The following is a 21,613-nucleotide window of genomic DNA, read 5'->3' as shown; positions in this document are numbered from 1 at the left end:
CCCTATCTGTATTCTGATACATCAAGCGTATCCAATTTCATTTTAAACTTAATCCAAGCTTCAATTTTCTTTAATTCTGCTTGGCGTTGTCTAGCTGGTACATTTTTCTTCCAACGTATGTTTATAACAGGCAGTGTATCTGTTTTTTTAAAGTCGGTTGTAATTTTATTTGAATAGCTAAATGTTTCAACGTTTTCGTAGTTTATCTTAAGCTCTTTACTCACTTCACCAAAAGGAATACTCTTAACTTTTAACATGGTGATTTGATCCTCTAAAAAGCGAATTCTTTCATCCTTATTTTGGATAATCTGTTCGTTTTTTACGTAAAGATCTTCTAAAATACCTGCTTTAATTTCCCCGGAAAGCCTTGCTGCCATTTCTCCACTTTGATCAGTTCCTTGGTAAATTCGCAAGCGAGCTGTTTCTAGCTTGTCAGTGTTTTCTAACTCGGTTAACCATTCATTTATTTTAGATTGTGGCACTGGGCGACCAATAAAATAAACGTCTATATCTTTTGTCTTGTAATCTTGAGTGAATTTAACTACTTCGGCTCCGTCGTATTTTACAGTTTTGTTTACAAACTCTTTAGCTCTGTTTTCAAAAACTTGTTGGTCTAATAGTTTTATAAATAACCATACACTAGGAACCATTACCGCAATAGCAATTAAAGATGCAATTTGTGAAATTCGCTTACGTCTTTTACTGTTTGCATACCTTACTAATGGAAACCTTAAAATTTTTGAAACTATAAATGTAGATAGCGCAATAAACACTGCATTAATGCTAAATAAGTATAAAGCACCACCGGCATATGAAGCATTTCCAATTGCTAATCCATAACCCACAGTACACAAGGGTGGCATTAAGGCGGTGGCAATTGCAACCCCAAATATAACGCTAGCTATTGTCCCGCTTTTTGTTTTAGCAACTATAAGTCCCAATCCACCAAAAATAGCGATCAGCACGTCCAAAATTGTAGGATATGTTCTTGCAATAAGCTCAGGTGTTTCTTCGGTAAGTGGAGATAACTTAAAGTAAAGAAACGCTGTAAGCACACTTAAAAATACCATTACCCCTAAGTTTATAAGCGAACGTCTAAGGGTTTCTACATCGTTAATAGCTACAGACAGTCCAATACCTACAATTGGTCCCATAAGTGGAGAAATAAGCATCGCTCCAATTACAACAGCAGTACTACTTACGTTAAGGCCAATAGATGCAACGAATATGGAGAAAATAAGAATCCAAGCAGTATGCCCTTTAAAGGAAATGTCTTTTTTTACTGCATCAATTGTAGCGTCTCGGTCGGTGTCTGCGCGAATGTCGAAAAGTTCTTTTAAGAACTGTTTGATGCTTTGCCAAGTATTGAGTTTTACTTGCTCAAACTCCTCGTCATTAGGAGTAACCTTTATTTCATTATTGTTATTTGAATTCTCCATTTATAAATATTTTTTACCAAACTTATTGGAAACGTCTTTTAAAAGTTCTTTTATCTCTTGTTCCTTATCCTTTGGAAATACAAGTAAAACATCTTCTTTATCCACTACAATATAATCTTCAATTCCGTCTAAAACAACAAGTTTTTTTGACGATGTAAATATCATATTGTTTTTCGAGTTTTCTATGAGAGTGTCAGCATTTACAACAGAATTGTTGAAATTATCTTTCTCTAACTTGTCGTGAAGCGCTCCCCAAGTACCCAAATCGTTCCAATCGAAAGTAGCTTTTTTTACGTAAACATTATCAGCTTTTTCTAAAATTCCGTAATCAATAGATATGTTTTCTGCCGCTGAATAGTTTTCTTCAATAAAAGTCTTTTCTTTATCTGTGTTTAAAAACTCATTTCCATTTGAAAACAAGGTGTGCATCTCGCCTAAATATTTCTCAAATGAACTCACTATACTTTTGGCACTCCAAATAAAAATACCAGCATTCCAATTAAAATTCCCAGCGGCTATAAATTTCTTGGCGGTTTCATAATCTGGTTTTTCTCGAAACTGTTTTACTTTAGTGATGTTTTTATTTGCTACTTTTTGGCTATCAAGTTCTTCAGCTTCACTTAACACAGTTTCTGTAGTGCTTTCTATATAGCCAAATCCAGTGTTAGGAAAAGTAGGTTTAATTCCTAAAGTGAGTAAAATATCCTCTTTTTCAGCAGCCTCAAAACATTCTTGAACGTCTTTTGAAAAAGCAAGTTCATCCTCTATCCAGTGATCGCTTGGTGCTACCAACATTAGTGCATTCGGGTTTTCTTTCTTTATTTTTAAAGCGGAAAGCAAAATGCAAGGTGCGGTATTTCGCATAGCAGGTTCTAATACTACCTGCTTTTCTGAAATCTTAGGCAATTGCTCAAGTGTAATCTCCAAATACCTTTCGTTGGTAAGTATATAGATGTTTTCCGAAGGTATAATTTTGTTAAGCCTCGAAAACGTTTTCTGCAGTAAGGTTTCTCCAGAACCCAACATATCGTGGAATTGCTTTGGAAATTCTTGTGTGCTTACTGGCCAAAATCTTGAGCCAATTCCACCCGCCATTATTACTGCATAATAATTTTTATTCATAGTTAATGTTTTGATTCAAGACACTAAAAAATTAGAGAACAAGATCTAATTCGATGTCTGTATGTTTTAATAGGTTAAGTCCAGTTCTTGCTAACTGTTAACCGGAATTTTTTCATATTTATTTCAAAAACTCCACTTCAGCATTTGGATTAAAAAGGTAAACTCTGCCTGTTGCAATTTCTACACATTCATATCGCTTCACTTTCTTTTTTCCGCGTTTAAATATTCTCCCATTATATAGTCTAAAACTACCACCTAAGGGGATTTCAAAGATATAGTTTTTATCATTCTCGGGATCGAACTGCTTCAACGCTAGTGATAATTTTGCGTCGGTGTCACTAGATGCTGTCGGATTTTTAAAATGTCGCGCTAATAATGGTAAAAGTTGATTCGGAAATACCTCTGGACGTAAAAAGGGAAGCATTAGCAATTGAAATGTACGCTTCCATTCAATTCCGTGTGGCTTAATAAGCCTGCCGTACTTTTCGAAAGCTTCTAAATGTGCTATTTCGTGAATAAGGGTTATAAGGAAACGATATTGATTTAAAGAAGTGTTTACAGTAATTTGATGTTGCCCATTAGGCATTCTTCTGTAGTCTCCGTGACGTGTAACACGTTGGTTAACAATTTTTAGGTGAACATTGTGAGTCTTTATTAGCTCAAAAACTGGAACAACAGACGCCTGTGGAATATATTTCTCAAGAATCTCTATCATAGAAGGTCAAGATATGAATTTTTACACCTAGAAACAGCTTCAAAAATACCCAGATTTAGCCTTAGAAAGCTCATTTAGATGTCAAAATATAAAATTTAAATCAGAATGGAAAGCGAAAGGATCTGTCATTTATTTTAGTATCAAATAGTTAAATATTTTTATTTAAATTAATTCTAAATAGTCTTGGATAATTGAGTTTTGCACAATAGTTTTGCGCTTTATTTAAATTCAATCTAAATTAATATAACATAAAATGAAATACATTACTTCGTTACTTTTTATGATTTGCGCACAGTTTGTGATAGCGCAGGAAGTAGCAACAATTCAAGGAAAGGTTATCGATATCGACAACAATCCTATCCCTTTTGCTAGTGTTTATATCTCCGAAATAAAAAAAGGAGGAACAGCAAATGGAGATGGTGAATTTACCTTAAACAATATTCCTTATGGGGAATGGCAATTAACTTCAAGTGGAGTAGGGTATCAGGCAATTTCAATTGCAATTCATCCAAAACAGCCAGTATTAAGCGGGATTGTTTTTCAGCTTCCTTTTGATAATGAATTAGAGCAAGTGGAAGTTTTTGGCAACCGAAACGACCATCCAGACAAAATTGAATCTATTACTCGATTACCATTAAAACCTTATGAGCAGATTCAGAGTATTTCTGTTATTTCTAAAAAGGTAATTGAAGATCAAGGAGCTCTATCTATTTCTGAAGCTACTAAAAATGTACCCGGGGTTTATACTTTTGCCACTTATGGGAATAAACGTGAAAGTATGTCGTCTCGTGGATTTAGGGGTATTCCAATACTTAAAAATGGCGTGCGAGTACACTCCGATTTTAGAGGTGTGGGTGTGCTAACCGATATGCAGGGAGTAGATAATATCCAAATTCTAAAAGGTACAGCCTCAATTACACAAGGGGTGGCTACCGATTTAGGAAGTCCGGGTGGAATTATAAACATAGTTACCAAAACCCCTAAATACAACACAGGAGGAAGTGTGAGTTTAAGAGGAAATAGTTTTGGACAGATTAGGCCAACCTTCGATTTATATGGACCGCTTAACAAAGAAAAAAACATTGCATTCCGTTTAAATGGAGCATTAGAAAGAGCTGATAGCTATCGCGATATGGTAGATAAAGAAAGTTTTTATTTCAACCCATCTTTCCAATGGAAAGTGAATAAGAAAACTACTGTAACACTAGAGTTAGACCATTACTACGATAGTCGTACGCCAGATTTAGGAACCGTTAACCTTGCAGATAATGATGTAAACGCAATCTACAATCTTCCAAATTCACAGTTTTTAGGGTTTGAAAATGATCGTTCCATTACCCAAAATACGACCTATGCAATTCGAATGGATCACGAATTAAACGATAAGCTTACCTTAAAAGGTGCATTTTACAGCTCGTCTTTAAGTTTAGACGATAAAGGTGCTAGCCTAGGGAAAACAATTGAAGAAAATGACGCTCCATTATACAATGTTCGTCAGCGTAGCTATACTACATCAACCCGAGATGATAACAACAGCGTTTTGCAATTCGATTTAATTGGTGACGATGTATACACGGGTTCTATTAAACACACTTTTCAAGTTGGGTTTGATTATCGTTCTTCTCGAGTAAGTACTAGTAGCCAATCTGCCGGAGTAGTCGATACCATTAATGTTTTTCAGAACATAGCACATCGCTTACCAAATGTTTCTTTAAACGACCCCAATATTAGCGGTGGAAAAACAAATTCACTAGGTTTTGTGGCACAAGATGTAATTTCATGGAATTCATGGTTAAAAACATTTTTAGGAGCGCGCTATAGTTCTACGGAAACAATTTCTGAAACTGAAAATACGCGTAGCGACGCTTTTAATCCATTAGGTGGTTTTATTATTTCACCAATTAAAAACATCAATATTTTTGCTTCATACACCAATAGTTCTTATCCAAGAACAGCTTCACGCTTAGGTGAAAACGGTGAGGAATTGGGTAATGAGCGTTACGATCAGATTGAAACAGGTTTAAAAACTACTTGGTTAAACGACAGACTGCGTTTTAATGTGACACTTTTCAAAATCAAAAATAAAAATATTAACCTCCCTGTTTACGACGAAACTTGGACTAACATCTTGTATTACACCCAAGGTGGTAATGACCAGCGACAAGGAATAGAAGTTGAATTAACAGGTCGTCCGCTTCAAAACTTGGAGTTGATTGGTGGGTATTCGTATATAGACGCTCAATACAAGGAGCACACCTCTTATGTTTACGGATCTGCCCCGCTTAATACTCCAAAACACACGTTTAATGCATATGCTAATTATTCGTTTGCAAATACAGCTTTAGATGGTTTAACTATTGGAGCAGGAGCTTACTTTACAGGTGAACGCCCAATTAACGATTGGTCTTCAGGTCCCGTAACGCACGAAGGGATTGTTCCTGGGCAAAAACCTTTCGATGTAGAAGCATATACGCTAGTAAACTTCCAAGCTGAATATAAATTCGACCAAAACTGGAGTGTTCAATTTCTTTTAAATAACGTCTTTAATGAAATAGGCTACAACGCCTATAGAACTCGCTATATCAACCAAACTGACCCAAGAAGTGTTGCTGGGGTAGTTCGTTATAGCTTTTAGTTGTTTGAGTTGTTAATTAATAAAGGCACGACCAAGGTTGTGCCTTTATCATTAATTGAATTATTTTTAGATGAAAACCAAAAAATATACAATCCGAAGGTTTATAAATGATGTTCACTTGTGGTTAGGAGTAGGGAGTGGAATCATTTTACTTATTATTTGCTTATCGGGAACCATACTTACTTTTGAAGAAGAAATTAAAAGTGTTTTTGCTGAAGAAATTACTGTTTCACCAACCGAAACAAAGCTGCCTATTGAACAATTAGCGCAAAAACTAATTTCTGAAGGTGAAGTTATGCGCGTGAGTATTAGCCCAGAGCCTACAAAACCCTATGAATTTTCTGTAAAGACAAATAAAAATGACCGTCGTGGGACTACGTTTTTTGTTGACCAATACAAGGGGGAGTATGCCAAAAAACCTGAAAACCCGTTGGATGGGTTTTTTATGGCTAACTTTAAATTGCATCGGTGGTTGTTACTAGATATATCTATCGGAAGGCCTATTGTTGGAATATCAACTATTATATTTTTAATTCTTTCTATTTCTGGAATCGTACTTTGGTTTCCGAAGAAAAAATTGTCAAAACTGAAGTGGAAACATTTAAAACCTGGTTTTAAAATTGCTTGGCGAGGCAAGTGGAAGCGTATTAACCATGACCTACATGTAACTTTGGGATTTTACACTGCTATATTTTTAGTTATAATGTCTGTAACAGGTTTGTTTTGGTCTTTTCAATGGTATAGGGATGCCGGGAGTGCAGTACTCGGGACTGAGGTTTTTGGAGGTCGAGGTGGCGGTCCTAAAATAGAATCTAAAATTGATTTAGATAAAAGAAGTGTAGATTTTACTGATATATTAAACATTACCGAAAGAGAATTACCTTTTGAGGGAACTACGGTTTTACAAATTCCTGCAGATGAAAAAGAAATATTTAATATTAGAAAATACCACGATCAAGATTTTTTTAAGACAGCTGTAGACGAATTGAAAATAGATCGTGATGGTTCAATAATAGCTAAAGAAATTTTTTCAGACAAACTCCTAAACGAGCAAATTGCGAGTTCCATAAAATCACTTCACATGGGAACAATCTTTGGCTGGTTTTCAAAAACTATTTACTTTATTTCCTGTTTGATTGCCACAAGTCTTCCGATTACAGGGGTAATTATTTGGCTTAAAAAATTAAAAGATAAAAAGAAAAAACTTGCTAAAAAGAAAGCTTAGATAATTGTAAAAAGTTAAGGCGTAGTACTCGAAACCTGTAAAATTTTCCCATTGTAAAACTTGTTTCCCGTAAGCGAAAAATCCATTATGTATTGCGCCATTTCGGTGGCTGAAAGTGGGGCTTTTAAGCCTGGGAAAGCTTCTTCAAGCATTTCCGTTTGTACAGAGCCTAATGCTAAAGCATTAAAAGAAGGACCCGTTTCTTTATACTCTTCAGCAAGCAATTCTGTTAGGGTAAGTATTGCACCTTTACTACTGCTATATGCACTTAGTCCTGGGAACTTCACACTGCCTTGAACACCACCCATGCTACTTATATTTACCACGTGTCCATCCTTGTTTATATAAGGTAGCAAGGTTTTTATTAAAATAGAAGGCCCTAACACATTTACATCGTAACAAGCCTTAAACTCTTCGGCAGTAATTTCTTCAAAAGGTTTATTAACTAAGTGTCCAGCGTTGTTTATTAAAACATCTACCCTTTCCATTCTTGATTGAAGAAAGCTGGATAGCTTTACAATTGCAGCTCCGTCAGCGATATCAAATTCTAAAGAAGTAACATTTTTCAAGTTTAACTCTGAAACAGGCTTAGAGTTTCTCGAAAGCGCCAATACATTATGTCCAGCTTCTGAAAATAACTTCACCATTTCAAAGCCAATACCTCTTGATGTTCCTGTAATTATTATGTTTTTCATGGAGTGATATTTAATAAAAAGACCTGCAAGGTGTTGCCGGAGCCCACCTTGTAGGTCTAAACCTAATGAATATTAAACTTACAAGGAGATCTGTTAAAAAGCGGAAAAACCTTGTAGTCTTTTAATTTCTACACAAACATAGTAACAGGATTCTCGATATACTGTCGTACTGTTTGTAAGAATTTAGCTCCTGTTGCACCATCAACTGTTCTGTGGTCGCAAGCAAGTGTAACCTTCATAGTATTACCCACAGCTATTTGCCCGTTTTTAACCACTGGTTTTTGTACAATAGCCCCAACCGATAAAATCGCTGAGTTTGGTTGGTTTATAATAGAAGTAAATTCATCTATTCCAAACATTCCAAGGTTAGAAACAGTAAACGTACTACCTTCCATTTCTTGTGGAGTTATTTTCTTATTTCTTGCTTTTCCAGCCAACTCTTTTACTTGAGCTCCAATTTGCGAGAACGTCATTTGGTCTGCAAATTTCAATACAGGTACAAGCAATCCTTCATCTACTGCTACTGCAACCCCGATATGGATGTGCTTTGCGATTTTTGTAGCTTCTGGTGACCATTGGCTGTTTACTTGTGGGTGCTTACGCAACGCCATTGCACACGCTTTGATGATCATATCGTTAAACGATATTTTAACATCTGGATCAGAGTTTATCGCTTGGCGTGATGAAATTGCGTTATCCATGTCCAACTCAACAGTTAGATAGTATTCTGGAGCCGTAAATTTAGATTCAGACAATCGCTTGGCGATGGTCTTACGCATCTGAGAGTTTTTCACCTCTTCAAAACTTTCTGTTCCAACTGGAGTGTAAGCTTGTGCTCCACCTAGTGCAGCTGGCTGATAGTTTTCAATATCGCTTTTTACAATACGCCCATTTTCACCACTTCCACGAACATGACGCAGGTTAATTCCCTTTTCTTCAGCTAAAACTCTTGCTAAAGGAGATACAAATAGTCTTCCTTCATTAACAGTTTCTGACCTTGTGTTTTCTTTTGAAGCTTGAACCGGAGTCGCTTTTTCCGCTTCTTTTGGTTTAGAAGTTTCTTTCTTCTCCTCTTTAGGTGCCTCAGAAGTATTTGATTTTGTTTGATAGCTTTCAACAATTCCAGATACGTCAGTTCCTTCTGGACCAATAATAGCAAGTACAGCATCTACAGGTGACGACTCGCCTGCGCCAATGGCAATTTTTAAAAGCGTTCCAGAATAGAACGACTCAAATTCCATGGTAGCCTTATCGGTTTCAATTTCAGCTAAAATATCACCTTCTTCTACCTTATCGCCTTCGTTTTTAAGCCAGCTAGCAACAGTTCCTTCCGTCATTGTATCACTTAGACGAGGCATTGTAATTACTTCAACACCTTCAGGTAAATCTGCTTTTTCTGATGTTGATGACTCCTCAGTTTCCTTTGGAGAATCTTCAGCCTTTTCCTGTTCTTTCGATTTGTTGTCGGTATCAGTTTCTTTTTCTTCAGAACTTTTACCTTTTAGTAAATCAGAAATGTCTTCGCCTTCTTCACCAATTATCGCCAAAAGAGTATCTACAGGTGCGGTTTCACCTTCTTGAATTCCTATGTGAAGTAATGTTCCTTCGTAAAAAGATTCAAACTCCATTGTGGCTTTATCGGTTTCAATTTCGGCTAAAATATCGCCTTCGTTTACGGTATCCCCAACTTTTTTAAGCCAAGTTGCTACCGTTCCTTCCTCCATGGTGTCGCTTAAACGCGGCATGTTTATTACTTCTGCCATCTCTTATAATTTATCTGATAAAAAAGGGTAATCTTGTTGTTCATAAACAGAATCGAACATCACGTTCTTCTCTGGATATGGAGATTCTTCAGCGAATTTTTCACATTCGTCTACCAAGTCTTTAACCCTTTGGTTTATCTTTTTAATCTCGTCTTGAGTTGCCCAATCGTTTTCATAAATTTGGTGAAGAACATAGCTAATTGGATCTTCTTCTTGTTTCTTGGCAACTTCTTCTTTTGTTCTATAATGCTGTGCATCACTCATTGAGTGTCCACGGTAGCGATACGTACGCAACTCTAAGAAAGTCGGTCCATCTCCGCGACGTGCGCGTTTAATAGCCTCGTCCATTTCTTTTGCTACAACTTCTGGCTTCATAGCATCAACTGGTTTACACGGCATTTCGTAGCCAAGACCAAGTTTGTAAATATCGGTGTGGTTTGCGGTACGTTCAACCGAAGTTCCCATAGCGTACCCATTATTTTCAACACAGAATACTACAGGAAGTTTCCAAAGCATTGTAAGGTTAAAAGTTTCGTGAAGCGAACCTTGACGCGTAGCACCGTCTCCCATATAGGTTAAGGTTACAGCATCTCTTTCAAAATATTTATCGGCAAAAGCCAAGCCAGCACCTAGTGGAATTTGTCCTCCTACAATACCGTGACCTCCGTAAAAACGGTGTTCTTTAGCAAAAATATGCATAGAACCTCCTAAACCTTGAGAAGTACCAGTTGCCTTACCATAAAGCTCTGCCATTACTTTTCTTGGGTCTACACCCATGCCAATAGGTTGTACGTGGTTTCTATATGCGGTAATCATTCGGTCTTTAGAAAGATCCATAGCGTGCAAAGCACCTGCTAGAACAGCTTCTTGACCATTGTAAAGGTGTAGAAAACCTCTTACTTTTTGATTGATATAAACTTGCGCAAGTTTGTCTTCGAATTTGCGCCAAAAGAGCATGTTTTCGTACCAATCTAGGTACGTTTTCTTAGTGATTTTCTTCATCTATCTGCTATAAGGTTTTCCCAGGGGAAAATTTATTAAACGGATAACAAAAATAGTACTTTAAAAGGAGAAAATACAAATAACAATTCCTAAAATACAAATGCCTGAAAAATTGCTAAAAGCGAGTTTTGGACAAAGTTTATTTAGAAAGTGAGTATTTTAGATTTAATGCTGCTGTTAGAGGTATTTGGCATCGAAACCTAAGGGAAGTAAATCCATTACTGAATTAGTTTTAACAATCTTTCCAGTTTCCCCCATAAAATATACAGCGATTGGAGATTTTTGTTTTTGTTCGTATTCCGCCAAAGACTGTCTGCAGGCGCCACAAGGTCCAATGGGTTCGGTTAAAACTTGCTTAGAAGAACTGGCAGAAATAGCAATTGCTTTAATTTCTTCATTTGGATAGAGTGCTCCTGTATGGAAAATAGCCACACGCTCTGCGCATAATCCTGAAGGGTAGGCTGCATTTTCTTGATTACTGCCAATAGTAATTTCGTTTGAAGCAAGCCTAATAGCTGCTCCAACTTTAAAAAGTGAATAAGGCGCATAAGCATTATTACGTGCTTCTTGCGCCTTATTCATTAATTCTTGAATATCTTTTGGAAGCTCTGAAACAGATTCAAAAACTTCAATTGAGATTTCTATTTTTTGTTTTTTCACGTGTGATTGTTAATATTCCTAAAAGGTTTTGAAAACCTTGTAGGAAGAGAGCTCAATTGCTCAACTTTTTATTCTAATACTCGTCGTAAGTATCACCAAAGTTGAAAGTTAATCCAAAACGAAGTGTTCCGTCTAGTGGAGTAACAACTTTACCAGTTCCAAATAAGTAAGAAATATCAATGTTGATAGCAGTATAACGGAAACCTGCACCTACAGAAGCAAATTTTCTTCCCCCTTTCATGTCGCTTTCGTTGAAGTAACCCGCACGGAAAGCAAATACATCTTGATACCAGTATTCAGCACCTAATGCCCAAGTAAATTCTTTTAATTCTTCAGACATTCCTCCTGGAGCATCGCCAAACGACTTAAACATACCAGAGATAAAGCTTATGTTTCTGTAATCTCTGTTGTTTTGAGCGATCTCTTCTGAAGTAACTTCACCATCACCGTTAAGGTCTGGATCTTGTGGAGTTGGTACTAAAAGTTTATTAACTTCCAATGAAACCCCTACTTTGTTGTACTCATCAAGAATAAAGTCGAAACCTCCACCTAAAGCTAGGTTTGTTGGAAGGTTGCTTTCAGAATTGTCTGAGTTGTCATATTTAATTTTAGGTCCAATGTTTGAAATATTAAAACCCATTCTCCAACGGCCATCAAAATCGCTGTAAGGAATTTCTTCACTTTGGTAATATCCTGAAACATCTACTGCAAATGAGCTTGCTGCAGAAGCATCGGCATCACTTGTTTGAAGTTTTAAATCTGAACGAAGGTATCTACCAGAAACTGCCATAGAAAAACGCTCACTTAATCGAAGTGCGTAAGACACATCGAAAGTAAATTCGTTAGGGCTTAAGATTAATGGGTCTTGCTCTAATGTTTGACGTGCTTCAATGTCACCAAGTTTAAAATACCTTAAACTAGCACCTACAGCACTACGCTCGCTTAGACGGTTGTAATAGGTTACGTCGGCTAAGAATATATCGTTTACCAATTTACTTAAATATGGCGTGTATGAAATACCAACTCCTTGTTTAGACAATGCAAAAACGTTTTGAGCTGGGTTCCAGTGCTGTGAAAAAGCATCGTGAGAAGTCACAACACCAATGTCTCCTAATGCGCCAGCACGAGGGTCAGCGGCAATAAGTAAGAAAGGGACACCTGTTGTAATTGGATTAAATTTTTCGATATCATTTTGTGCTTTCACCGATTTAAAAGCAACTAAACCTATTAGTACGGTAATAAGAATTTTCTTCATTATTGTGAATTTTGAGCAAATATAATTTTAATTTTTAAAGGATAACGAGTTTCTCAAATTTTTCAACTCGCTGATTGGTTAACGCAGATTTAACTGTAATCTTATATACATATACACCTTTTCCTATTTTATCTCCAAAATCGTCGCGACCGTCCCAAGTAATTTCTCGAGATAGATAGCTTCCAGATGGCGGAATTGCTGCATTTTTTGTCCAAACTATTTTCCCAGTAACTGTAAAAACTTGAACTTGTACATCTAGTGTTTCATCAGGTCTATTGTGGTTAAACCAGAATTCTGTGTAGTTTACAAATGGGTTTGGATAGTTTAAAACGCGAGTTATTTCTAATTTTTCATTACCAGCAACCACAAATTGTATCTCTGCAGTAGAAGAATTGTTGTAAACATCCCAAGCTTTTAGCTTTAATGTGTGCAATCCGTCTTCTAAATCACGAAACTTAAAAGTTGCCGTACCTTTAGTGTAATCGTCCACTTCGGCTTGGTAAAATTCGTTTAATACAAATGGATTTGATTCATCTCCGTCTAGTGTAGCTACTATATCGTGACCAATCCCACTTGCAGTATTTATTCCATTAGGGTCCTCAAGTTTTGCTAATAAGATAGGGGAGTCGTCTGTAATGCCACCCGAAACGAAACTTTCGTCGTTCATAAATAATTTAATAAGTGGGCCTTCGTTGTCTTCAGGAGCATTTTCATTTAATCCTCCTACGTTAATATCTAGGTTTACACCTGCTTGATCTTCTAAAGCGTTTTCTCTCTCGGCATAAAGGCTTACTCGGCCTTTACCTACCGGAATTTGAATATCTCGAGGAACAACAAATTCAAAGTCGAATTGCCCATTTTGTATAGACGCTTGTCCGTTAAACAATACTTCACCTAATACTTCAAAATCCATTATTTCACCAATATTGTCGTTGTCTAAGGTTTGGCGTTGAACTTTTTTATCGAAAACTTTCGCGCCAAGGGTGCCGTTGTAATCTGTCATTGGTGTCCCATTCGGGCTTAAAATTTGACCGCTAAATTTTACTTTGCTCAAGGCTTTAAGTGTGTCGGTAGCTTGGGCAATTGGAACATCGTTTAAATGAGTAATTTGAATATCTTTTTTTGGAAAAGCAAGATTCATCGCAGGATCTCCAATATAGAAAACTACACGACGAAGTGGTGTTCCTATTCCTAAGTCGGCTTTTGATAGACGAAGTCCTTCAGAAGGAGCAACCGGTACATCTCTGCCATAACCAAAAAGGTGTTCTGCTAGGTATTCATTAAAAGTTACCCCCGTTCTAATAAAAATTGCACGGGTAGTAGTAACCATAGAAATTGCACCGCCTTCTTTGTTTTGATAAGTTAATTCTCCAGCGGTAATGCGAAGCGGATTATCAAACTTTGTGAATTCGCAAGTTACGGTAATAACACAAGGCAGTTTGTTTTTGTTTTTAAGTCCTTCAGCTATTCCTTTGGTGTATATAAATTCGTGCGCTAGTCCATCTTCACCCCCGTGGCCAAAGTAATCGAGAATAATTGCTCCCGCTTCAAATGCAGTTTTTATGGCTTCATTTACTTCAGGGTATCTATTTCCACCAGCGGATGCTTGTTGCTGGTATGAGTCGGAGTGAATTTTCTTTACATTTATAAAAGGTTTTTCGTCCGATATTTGATCTCCGAGGGCATCGAGATTACGCTGTAAGGTTGCGTCTGTGCTATTATCGGCATCATCAGAAACTAAAACAAAATTTGTTCTCCAGTTGCCATAAGTGCTTTCAGAGGTGTAGTTGATTACCTTGTCGACCATTGCATTTGCTAATGGAACATTATCTGCAACAATTCTTCCCATAGCGATATCTAACAAATCAATATCGCCAGACCTTTGCCCGATAGTACCTTCATTTTCATCCATATTTCCAAAGAAATCATCAGACATGAATGAAAAACTTATACTAGTACTCGATAAGGTGTGATAAGTTGGTACTATATTATTGTTGTTTGAAATTCTGTTTTTATAGTCAATAGAGGTGTCTCCTAATATACCGACGTATTTAACGCGATTAGCTTCGGAAGAGGCATTGAAATAAACATATCGAATAAAGTTTCGAATTGCCGATATATCTTGACTGCCAGAGCTAAACTCTTCGTAAATCTTATCTGTAGTAACCACTTTTACATTAAGGCCGTTTAAGTTTTTATGGTGATTAGCAAGGCGTAATGCAGGTTGAATTAAAAAAGGAGCCGTTATAATAATATAGTCGATGTCTTTAAACTGGCCAGATTCATCCTTAAATATACTTCCCTTTAAATTTTGATTTGCTACTGCAGATTGAGAAATCTTAATAGGCGTGAAATAATCGTTTGGATTAATTGCTACATATTTTCTGAGTCTGCCTAAATTTTGTTTAAAACTTATTGAAGATGCGCTTTCTTCATTTTTTTTTGAAGTGATAAACTGTGGGTCTGTAACATCCCAAATCTGACTTATCTGACTTGCATTTGCTATTTGATAATCTGCCACTCCACTTAGGTTAACAGCATCGTTATATTGAAAAGCCATTTGCTTAGCTGTTCCCGTAAGTTTTCTTTTAACCCATATACTAATATAGTCTAAGTATCCTATACTAGACGGGTTTCCGTTGTTGTTATAAGCTAGGTCAATTGTTACCGACTCTCCACTAGCAGGAACTTCGGTGTCAAGTTGAGATAGGTTTAAAAGTCCAGAAGAGCCTAAAGCAGAAAATGTAATAGGATTAAGGCTGGTGCTATTTACTGTTACATTCATAGAAGTAGCACTTTCGGATGCTGCGGCAGCCTTAATTAATATTTTCATTGGAGCGCCCGATACAATATTAGGGAAGTCGAAAGTGAAGCTTTGTTCACTTTGAATGTCGAATCTGTTTCCAAACCATCTTCTCCCCAATTTTGTTGGGCTTTCCTCGTCTTTTTCGTGAAATTGATAATCGTCAAATTCATCGATAATCACAGTAGCCGAAGCGGTTGGTTCAACCATTTGAGTTATACGTTTACCGCTTTCGCCACCTGCTGTAATATAATAATAGGACTCATCGGTATAAGGGTTAATGTTGGAGTCGTTTTCTTCAACATAACCTTTGGTGCTTGTACCGTAGAAAAGTATATAATCGCTAGAATCAAAGCTTCCGTCTGCTTCTCCAACTACCTGTATAGGGGTTTCAGGTAAATCGAAAAATCTGTTTTCAGCATTTAACAAGGGTAGCGATTGTCCGCCATGCCCGTAAATTTTTATGGTTTGCGGGTTTATTCCGTCGGTATTCATGCCTAAGCTATTTAAAAAAGCTTTGTCAATTTTATGAACACCGGTTTTTTCAACTTTAAATTTAAACCACTGGCCTTGTGATAGAACAGAATTAGTAATACCCGGAGGCATATTACGACTTTGTGGCCCGTAATTATAATCAACTTTTAATGCTGTAACGCGTCTATAATTTCCATTTGAACCTACAATTGGAGAAACAATAAATGTTGTAAAAAGTTTTTCTCTAGATTTTGTACTAACTAGATTATAGGTCAGCTCATTTGGAATTAAATCTGTATTTAGATTGCTAACAGCGCTTGATGACAGTGGGGCGTAGGTAACGTTGGTAACTCTTACTGAATTTTTATCGGCGAAGCCTTGATCCTCCCATTGTGTGCCATAACTGATGGTTTCTTCGTTAATTTGAAGTTTTAATTCTTCAAGTTTTTCTTGCTTTGTAGCATTATCTGAAAAATTATTTCCTGATGTTTCAACAAATTCAGGTTTGTTGTTCCAGCTAATTGAAATGTTTCGAGACTGTGCTATACCTATAGATGGGATGCAAAAAAGTAGTAATAAAAATAATTGTTTTTTCATCAATATTATTAACGCTTTAAATAAACAGTTAGTATAGCTGATCCTTTTTAATAACTTTGTGCAATATTGTAATTAGGATAATATTATCAAAACTAATACGTTTGCTATCGTGAAAAGGTTTTTTAACAAAGCCTTTACTAGAACGCAATAATAATAAAATATTATTGTGATTTTGTCGTTAATTACTATATTGCGAACCCAATTCTCACATATTTTTGAATTTATGATGTTAAGAAAAAACCTTGCATTAAAGCTATTTGTTGCTGCGCTTGCAGCCACAGTATTTGTTAGTTGCAATAAATCTAGAGACTACAAAGACAGTTCTCGTGCTACCGGATGGAAGCTAAACTCTAAAGAAGGCGGCTTTCAGTACGACCCTCAGTTTAAAGAACAAGAAACTGGTCCTGGACTAGTATTTATTGAAGGAGGTACATTTACCATGGGCCGTGTTCAGGATGATCCAATGCACGACTGGAATAATACCCCAAACCAACAGCACGTTCAGTCTTTTTACATGGACGAAACCGAAGTAACTAACCTAATGTACTTAGAGTATTTAGATTGGTTAAAGAAAGTTTTCCCACCTTCTAACGAAAATTATCGCAGAATTTACGAAGGAGCTGTTCCTGATACATTAGTTTGGAGAAATCGTTTAGGTTTCAACGAAGTGATGACTAATAACTACTTGCGTCACCCTGCATATGCAGAGTATCCAGTGGTAGGAGTTAGTTGGGTTCAGGCAGTAGAATTTAGTAAATGGCGTACCGATAGAGTAAATGAAATGATTCTAGAAAACGAAGGCGTTACTTCTAGAAATGCTCGTTATGAAGTTGAGCCAGGTGAAACCTTTAGTACTGAAACGTATCTTAATGCACCAACTAAAACATATGGTGGAAACGATTCGATTACAAGAGGAGGAAAAAAATCTGAAGCTATTGCTAAAAGAAGTAAAGACAGTACAAACCTATATATTCAACGTCAGGATGGAATGTTGCTACCAGCATACCGTTTACCAACGGAAGCTGAATGGGAGTATGCTGCTTTAGGTTTAGTAGGACTTCGTGAGTACAATGCATACAGAGGTAGAAAGAAATATCCTTGGGAAGGACAATACACTCGCTCTGGTAAGAGAAGATCATTAGGTGATCAAATGGCTAACTTTAAGCAAGGGTCTGGTGATTACGGTGGAATTTCTGGATGGAGTGATGATGGTGCCGATATTACTGCTCAAGTAAAATCTTATGCGCCTAACGACTACGGTCTATACGACATGGCTGGAAACGTTGCAGAATGGGTAGCGGATATTTACAGACCAATTATCGATGACGACTTTAACGACTTTAACTACTATCGTGGAAATGTTTACACTAAAAACGCAATCGACGAGAATGGTCAAGTAAAAGTAGTTACTATGGATTCTATAGTTTACGACACCTTAAGTAACGGTAGAATTATAGCACGTAACTTACCTGGTGAAATTCTTCAAGTACCAGTTGATGAAAAAGATACTTACTTAAGAACAAACTTCTCTAAAGCAGATAACCGCGATTTTAGAGATGGTGATAAAGAATCAACTAGATATTACCAATCATTCCAAAACGATTTTGGAGAAACTGGTGACGATACTAAAAGAATGTACAACGCGCCAGTTCACAATGTATACGCAGATACCACAGGGCAGTTAGATCGCGTTTATGACAAATCTAATAACCGTACAACTTTAATTAGTAACGAAGTTAGAGTATACAAAGGTGGATCTTGGAGAGATAGAGAATATTGGTTAGACCCAGCTCAAAGAAGATATTTCCCACAAGATATGGCTTCAGACTTCATTGGCTTTAGATGTGCTATGAGTCGTGTTGGTTCTAAATCTAAAAAAGGAAAGAAAGCGAGAAACTAAAGTTCAAACTTTTTTAAAAATTATGCCCTTCAAAGTGATAAACTTTGGAGGGTTTTTTTATATATTCACACTAAGATTATGGATATAAAAACAATACATCAATACTTTTTAGAAAGCTCTGGAGTAAGCACCGACTCTAGGAATGTTCCCGTAAAATCAATCTTCTTTGCATTAAAAGGCGATAATTTTAACGGCAATATGTTTGCACAAGAAGCCTTAGATAAAGGGGCTTTTAAAGTGGTAATAGACGAAAAGAAATTTCATAAAGATACCGGTGAAACAATTTTAGTAGAAAATGTTCTAGTAACGCTACAACAATTGGCGTACTTCCATAGAAATTATTTAGGACTTCACATTATATCGCTTACAGGTAGTAATGGTAAAACCACTTCAAAAGAACTTATAAATGCGGTTTTATCTCAAAAGTTTAAAACGGTTGCAACTAAAGGTAATTTAAACAACCATATAGGGGTGCCGCTTACTTTGCTTTCGATGGATTCGGAAACGGAAATAGGGATTGTTGAAATGGGCGCAAATCATCTAGGTGAAATTAGAATGCTAAGTGAAATAGCAAAACCTGATTTCGGATATATTACAAATTTTGGAAAAGCGCATTTGGAAGGATTTGGTAGCCTAGAAGGTGTAATACAAGGGAAAACTGAGCTTTATCAGTTTTTAAAAGACCACAATAAAAAAATATTTGTAAACGCTAACGATTCAAAACAACTAGAAAATTCTAAAGAGATATATAGAATTACCTTTGGCGACTCAAATGCTGATTATGTTATAAAACTTTTAGATGGTTCTAATCATCTTTTAGTTGAGTACAATGGCACTGAGATACAAAGTAACCTGGTTGGTGTATACAACTTCGCAAACGTCTCTGCGGCCATTGCTATAGGCGCTTATCTAAACGTTTCAGTTAACGATATTAAACAGGGGATAGAAAATTATGTTCCGTCAAACAATCGTTCGCAATTGATGCAGCGGGGTTCAAATACTATATTGTTGGATGCTTATAATGCAAACCCAACAAGTATGATGGCGGCCTTGGAAAATTTCAAACAAACCAAAGGAGATAATAAAGTTATATTTCTAGGTGACATGTTTGAGTTAGGAACAGATTCTGAAGCTGAACATCAAAGTATTGTAAATTTCTTGACAGAAAACAATTTTGGAAAAGTGTTTTTGACGGGAAGTAATTTTTATAAAGCAAAAAACAGTGCTTCACATATAAAGCAGTTTAAAACATTTGATGACTTAAAAGAAGTGATAAAAACTCAGGAGCTAGAAAATGCTACTGTTTTGATAAAAGCATCAAGAGGAATGGCTTTAGAGCGAATTTTAGATCTCATATAATTGAGGTGAAACTACTTCACCTTTAATGAAACATTGCAGCTGAATTCCAGAGATGATTAGTATTATTGATATTCAACCTGGCTTGATAAGAATCAGCTTTTAGTAGTTAGCCGAAATTTTATAAAACTATTTGTCGAATTTTTTAATTGGCTTCTTTTTAATCATTCCGCCTTTGGCGTCTTTAATGGAAGTCATAATAATAAAGGCATTGCTGTCAATCTTTTCTACTTCAGTTTTAAGTTTTGTCATCTCTAACCTTGTTATAACCGTGTAAACCACATCTACAGGTTTGCGCACTTCTCCGTTTTGCGAGTAACCTTTTTCGGCTTTAAATAAGGTACAACCTCGTCCCATTTTTTGAATAATAGCAAGTCGAATTTCATCACTATAATCTGAAATAATGGTTATCCCCATAAATTCTTCAATACCGTCTATCACAAAATCTACAGTTTTTGAAGCTGCGAAATAGGTAAGAATAGCATAAAGAGCAATTTCGGTAGAAAGAAAATAAGCAGCATTTATAAAAATGATTACGTTAAATAGAAGTATAACGTTACCAACAGTTAAGTTCGTTTTGCGGCTTATATAAATTGCAAGAACCTCTGTGCCGTCTATAATCGCTCCACCACGGATGGCCAAACCGATTCCGAGTCCTAAAAAGAGACCTCCAAATGAAGCAATTAAAATCTTATCATCTGTTATTTGCGGGAATGGAATTAGAGCAACAGCTATTGCTAAAAAGGTAATTCCCATTACACTCTTTATGGCAAAGCTTTTTCCTACAGTAAAGTAGGCCATTATTAAGAAAGGGAGGTTAAAACAAACGAGTAATAAGGGTAGTGAAATATTTGTAAGCTCATTTACCATAAGTGAAATCCCTGTAATACCTCCGTCTATAAAACTATTCGGCATTAAAAACCCTCTAAGTCCAAATGAAGCAGCTAAAACTCCAAGTAGTAGGTAGAAAAACTCATAAATTTCGTGTTTAACTTCTACTTCAAGGTTTCTTACACTTTTGTCAAAAGACGATTCGTTTTTCGCATTTTTTGGTTGTTGGTTTTGCCTTTTTACAACCGATATGATAATTTTTTTAATGAATGGAATCAAAAAGTAGATTTTTTATGGTTAATCGATTTCAAAGATAAACCATAAAAACCCTCTCACAAGATATAATTTTTATAGAATTTGAATTTTTTTTTAAAAAATGTTTGTTGGTATTAAAAAGTAACCTATATTTGCAACCGCTAAGTGAAAGGGCGATTAGCTCAGCTGGTTCAGAGCACCTCGTTTACACCGAGGGGGTCGGGGGTTCGAACCCCTCATCGCCCACCAACTTTCAGAAGCCGAAGTCTATACTTCGGCTTTTTTTATGGAATATTTCGTCTACATATTATAGGATCAAGAAGGATCAAGAACAATTGTTGTGTTTATAAAAAAACCGCCCTAATTAATTTAAGACGGTTTGTTTCCTGAAAGAAAATTTTAATTATTTATTTAGAGCAAGTATCTATAAAGGTAAGTGTGTGATTAAAGCCGTTAGAATGTGAGAATTTTACACTATACGGAGTTTCAAGATCTATCTTGTACTTATTGTTGCTTATAAATCTTTGTTTTAATCGCTTCTTCCCATTTTGGGATTCGCTTGAAATTATTGAACTTATATCCTGTGGAGTACAGTCTAAACCACTTTCCACATAAATTGGACCGGTTGGAGTTATGGTTTTGGTTCCATTTTTTCTGTAACGGAACTTATGAATAATTTTAGTTCCTCCGAATATAGGCCATCTATTCTTGATTTTTATTTTTAATTTCATTCTTTTTCCGTCTACTTTTTCTTTGTAAACTTCACGGATCAAGAACAATTGTTGTGTTTATGCAAAAATTGTTGTTAATCTATACAGAAAGAATTCTACGTTTTTCACTCCTCTAAATTGTGCCCTAAATGCTTTTATCTTTGCATTGAATGATT

Annotated in this window: 15 protein-coding genes and 1 tRNA gene; 5 read left to right on the top strand and 11 right to left on the bottom strand. The window is 36.2% G+C overall.

Annotated features, from left to right (window positions below; translation table 11 throughout):
• Positions 1 to 2: 2 nt before the first annotated feature.
• The 3 genes from H4O20_RS09030 to H4O20_RS09020 all read right to left on the bottom strand — a co-directional run bounded on the left by H4O20_RS09030 (position 3) and on the right by H4O20_RS09020 (position 3,276).
• Positions 3 to 1,439 (bottom strand): DUF389 domain-containing protein, encoded by a 1,437-nt coding sequence (locus tag H4O20_RS09030; RefSeq protein WP_185099049.1) that lies wholly within the window; start codon positions 1,437 to 1,439, stop codon positions 3 to 5.
• Positions 1,440 to 2,561: a mannose-1-phosphate guanylyltransferase gene (locus H4O20_RS09025; RefSeq protein ID WP_185099048.1), complete on the bottom strand. Its 1,122-nt coding sequence runs from the start codon at positions 2,559 to 2,561 to the stop codon at positions 1,440 to 1,442.
• Between the two features lie 118 nt (positions 2,562 to 2,679).
• On the bottom strand, positions 2,680 to 3,276 hold the full coding sequence (locus tag H4O20_RS09020) for a SprT-like domain-containing protein (RefSeq protein WP_185099047.1): 597 nt from the start codon (positions 3,274 to 3,276) through the stop codon (positions 2,680 to 2,682).
• A gap of 253 nt (positions 3,277 to 3,529) precedes the next feature.
• Here H4O20_RS09020 and H4O20_RS09015 point away from each other — a divergent pair, with 253 nt between their 5' ends.
• Both H4O20_RS09015 and H4O20_RS09010 read left to right on the top strand, forming a co-directional pair.
• Positions 3,530 to 5,911, top strand: coding sequence for a TonB-dependent receptor (locus H4O20_RS09015; RefSeq protein WP_185099046.1), 2,382 nt, complete (start codon positions 3,530 to 3,532; stop codon positions 5,909 to 5,911).
• 70 nt (positions 5,912 to 5,981) lie between these two features.
• A complete protein-coding gene (locus tag H4O20_RS09010; protein ID WP_185099045.1) occupies positions 5,982 to 7,136 on the top strand; it encodes a PepSY domain-containing protein in 1,155 nt (384 codons plus the stop codon).
• 14 nt (positions 7,137 to 7,150) lie between these two features.
• Here the strand turns inward: H4O20_RS09010 and H4O20_RS09005 are convergent, their stop codons facing one another.
• The 6 genes from H4O20_RS09005 to porU all read right to left on the bottom strand — a co-directional run bounded on the left by H4O20_RS09005 (position 7,151) and on the right by porU (position 16,385).
• Positions 7,151 to 7,831 carry an SDR family oxidoreductase gene (locus H4O20_RS09005; RefSeq protein ID WP_185099044.1) on the bottom strand — a complete coding sequence of 227 codons (681 nt, stop codon included), beginning with the start codon at positions 7,829 to 7,831 and terminating at the stop codon, positions 7,151 to 7,153.
• A gap of 128 nt (positions 7,832 to 7,959) precedes the next feature.
• Complete coding sequence (locus H4O20_RS09000; RefSeq protein WP_185099043.1) at positions 7,960 to 9,594, bottom strand: pyruvate dehydrogenase complex dihydrolipoamide acetyltransferase; 1,635 nt, start codon at positions 9,592 to 9,594, stop codon at positions 7,960 to 7,962.
• A gap of 3 nt (positions 9,595 to 9,597) precedes the next feature.
• Positions 9,598 to 10,596, bottom strand: a complete 999-nt coding sequence (pdhA, locus tag H4O20_RS08995; protein ID WP_185099042.1) for a pyruvate dehydrogenase (acetyl-transferring) E1 component subunit alpha — start codon at positions 10,594 to 10,596, stop codon at positions 9,598 to 9,600.
• A 177-nt stretch (positions 10,597 to 10,773) separates the two neighbouring features.
• A complete protein-coding gene (gene cdd, locus H4O20_RS08990) occupies positions 10,774 to 11,256 on the bottom strand; it encodes a cytidine deaminase (RefSeq protein WP_185099041.1) in 483 nt (160 codons plus the stop codon).
• 73 nt (positions 11,257 to 11,329) lie between these two features.
• Positions 11,330 to 12,511 (bottom strand): type IX secretion system outer membrane channel protein PorV, encoded by a 1,182-nt coding sequence (gene porV / locus H4O20_RS08985; protein WP_185099040.1) that lies wholly within the window; start codon positions 12,509 to 12,511, stop codon positions 11,330 to 11,332.
• A 34-nt stretch (positions 12,512 to 12,545) separates the two neighbouring features.
• Positions 12,546 to 16,385: a type IX secretion system sortase PorU gene (gene porU, locus H4O20_RS08980; RefSeq protein ID WP_185099039.1), complete on the bottom strand. Its 3,840-nt coding sequence runs from the start codon at positions 16,383 to 16,385 to the stop codon at positions 12,546 to 12,548.
• A gap of 226 nt (positions 16,386 to 16,611) precedes the next feature.
• On the opposite strand from porU, the gene gldJ reads away from it, so the two are divergent.
• Together gldJ and murF are read left to right on the top strand one after the other, a co-directional pair.
• Positions 16,612 to 18,285, top strand: coding sequence for a gliding motility lipoprotein GldJ (gldJ, locus tag H4O20_RS08975; RefSeq protein ID WP_139854396.1), 1,674 nt, complete (start codon positions 16,612 to 16,614; stop codon positions 18,283 to 18,285).
• A 78-nt stretch (positions 18,286 to 18,363) separates the two neighbouring features.
• Entirely contained in the window at positions 18,364 to 19,644 is a 1,281-nt protein-coding gene (murF, locus tag H4O20_RS08970) for a UDP-N-acetylmuramoyl-tripeptide--D-alanyl-D-alanine ligase (protein WP_185099038.1), read from the top strand.
• 126 nt (positions 19,645 to 19,770) lie between these two features.
• On the opposite strand, the gene H4O20_RS08965 is transcribed toward murF, so the two are convergent.
• Positions 19,771 to 20,751 (bottom strand): YitT family protein, encoded by a 981-nt coding sequence (locus H4O20_RS08965; RefSeq protein ID WP_139853785.1) that lies wholly within the window; start codon positions 20,749 to 20,751, stop codon positions 19,771 to 19,773.
• 147 nt (positions 20,752 to 20,898) lie between these two features.
• On the opposite strand from H4O20_RS08965, the gene H4O20_RS08960 reads away from it, so the two are divergent.
• Positions 20,899 to 20,976: transfer RNA gene (locus H4O20_RS08960), tRNA-Val, on the top strand.
• A 158-nt stretch (positions 20,977 to 21,134) separates the two neighbouring features.
• Here the strand turns inward: H4O20_RS08960 and H4O20_RS08955 are convergent.
• Positions 21,135 to 21,458 (bottom strand): hypothetical protein, encoded by a 324-nt coding sequence (locus H4O20_RS08955; protein ID WP_185099037.1) that lies wholly within the window; start codon positions 21,456 to 21,458, stop codon positions 21,135 to 21,137.
• Positions 21,459 to 21,613 lie beyond the last annotated feature (155 nt).

The organism is Aequorivita sp. 609 (assembly GCF_014212065.1).
In the GTDB taxonomy this organism is placed as follows: domain Bacteria; phylum Bacteroidota; class Bacteroidia; order Flavobacteriales; family Flavobacteriaceae; genus Aequorivita; species Aequorivita sinensis.
This window is presented reverse-complemented; position numbering and strand designations above follow the sequence as displayed.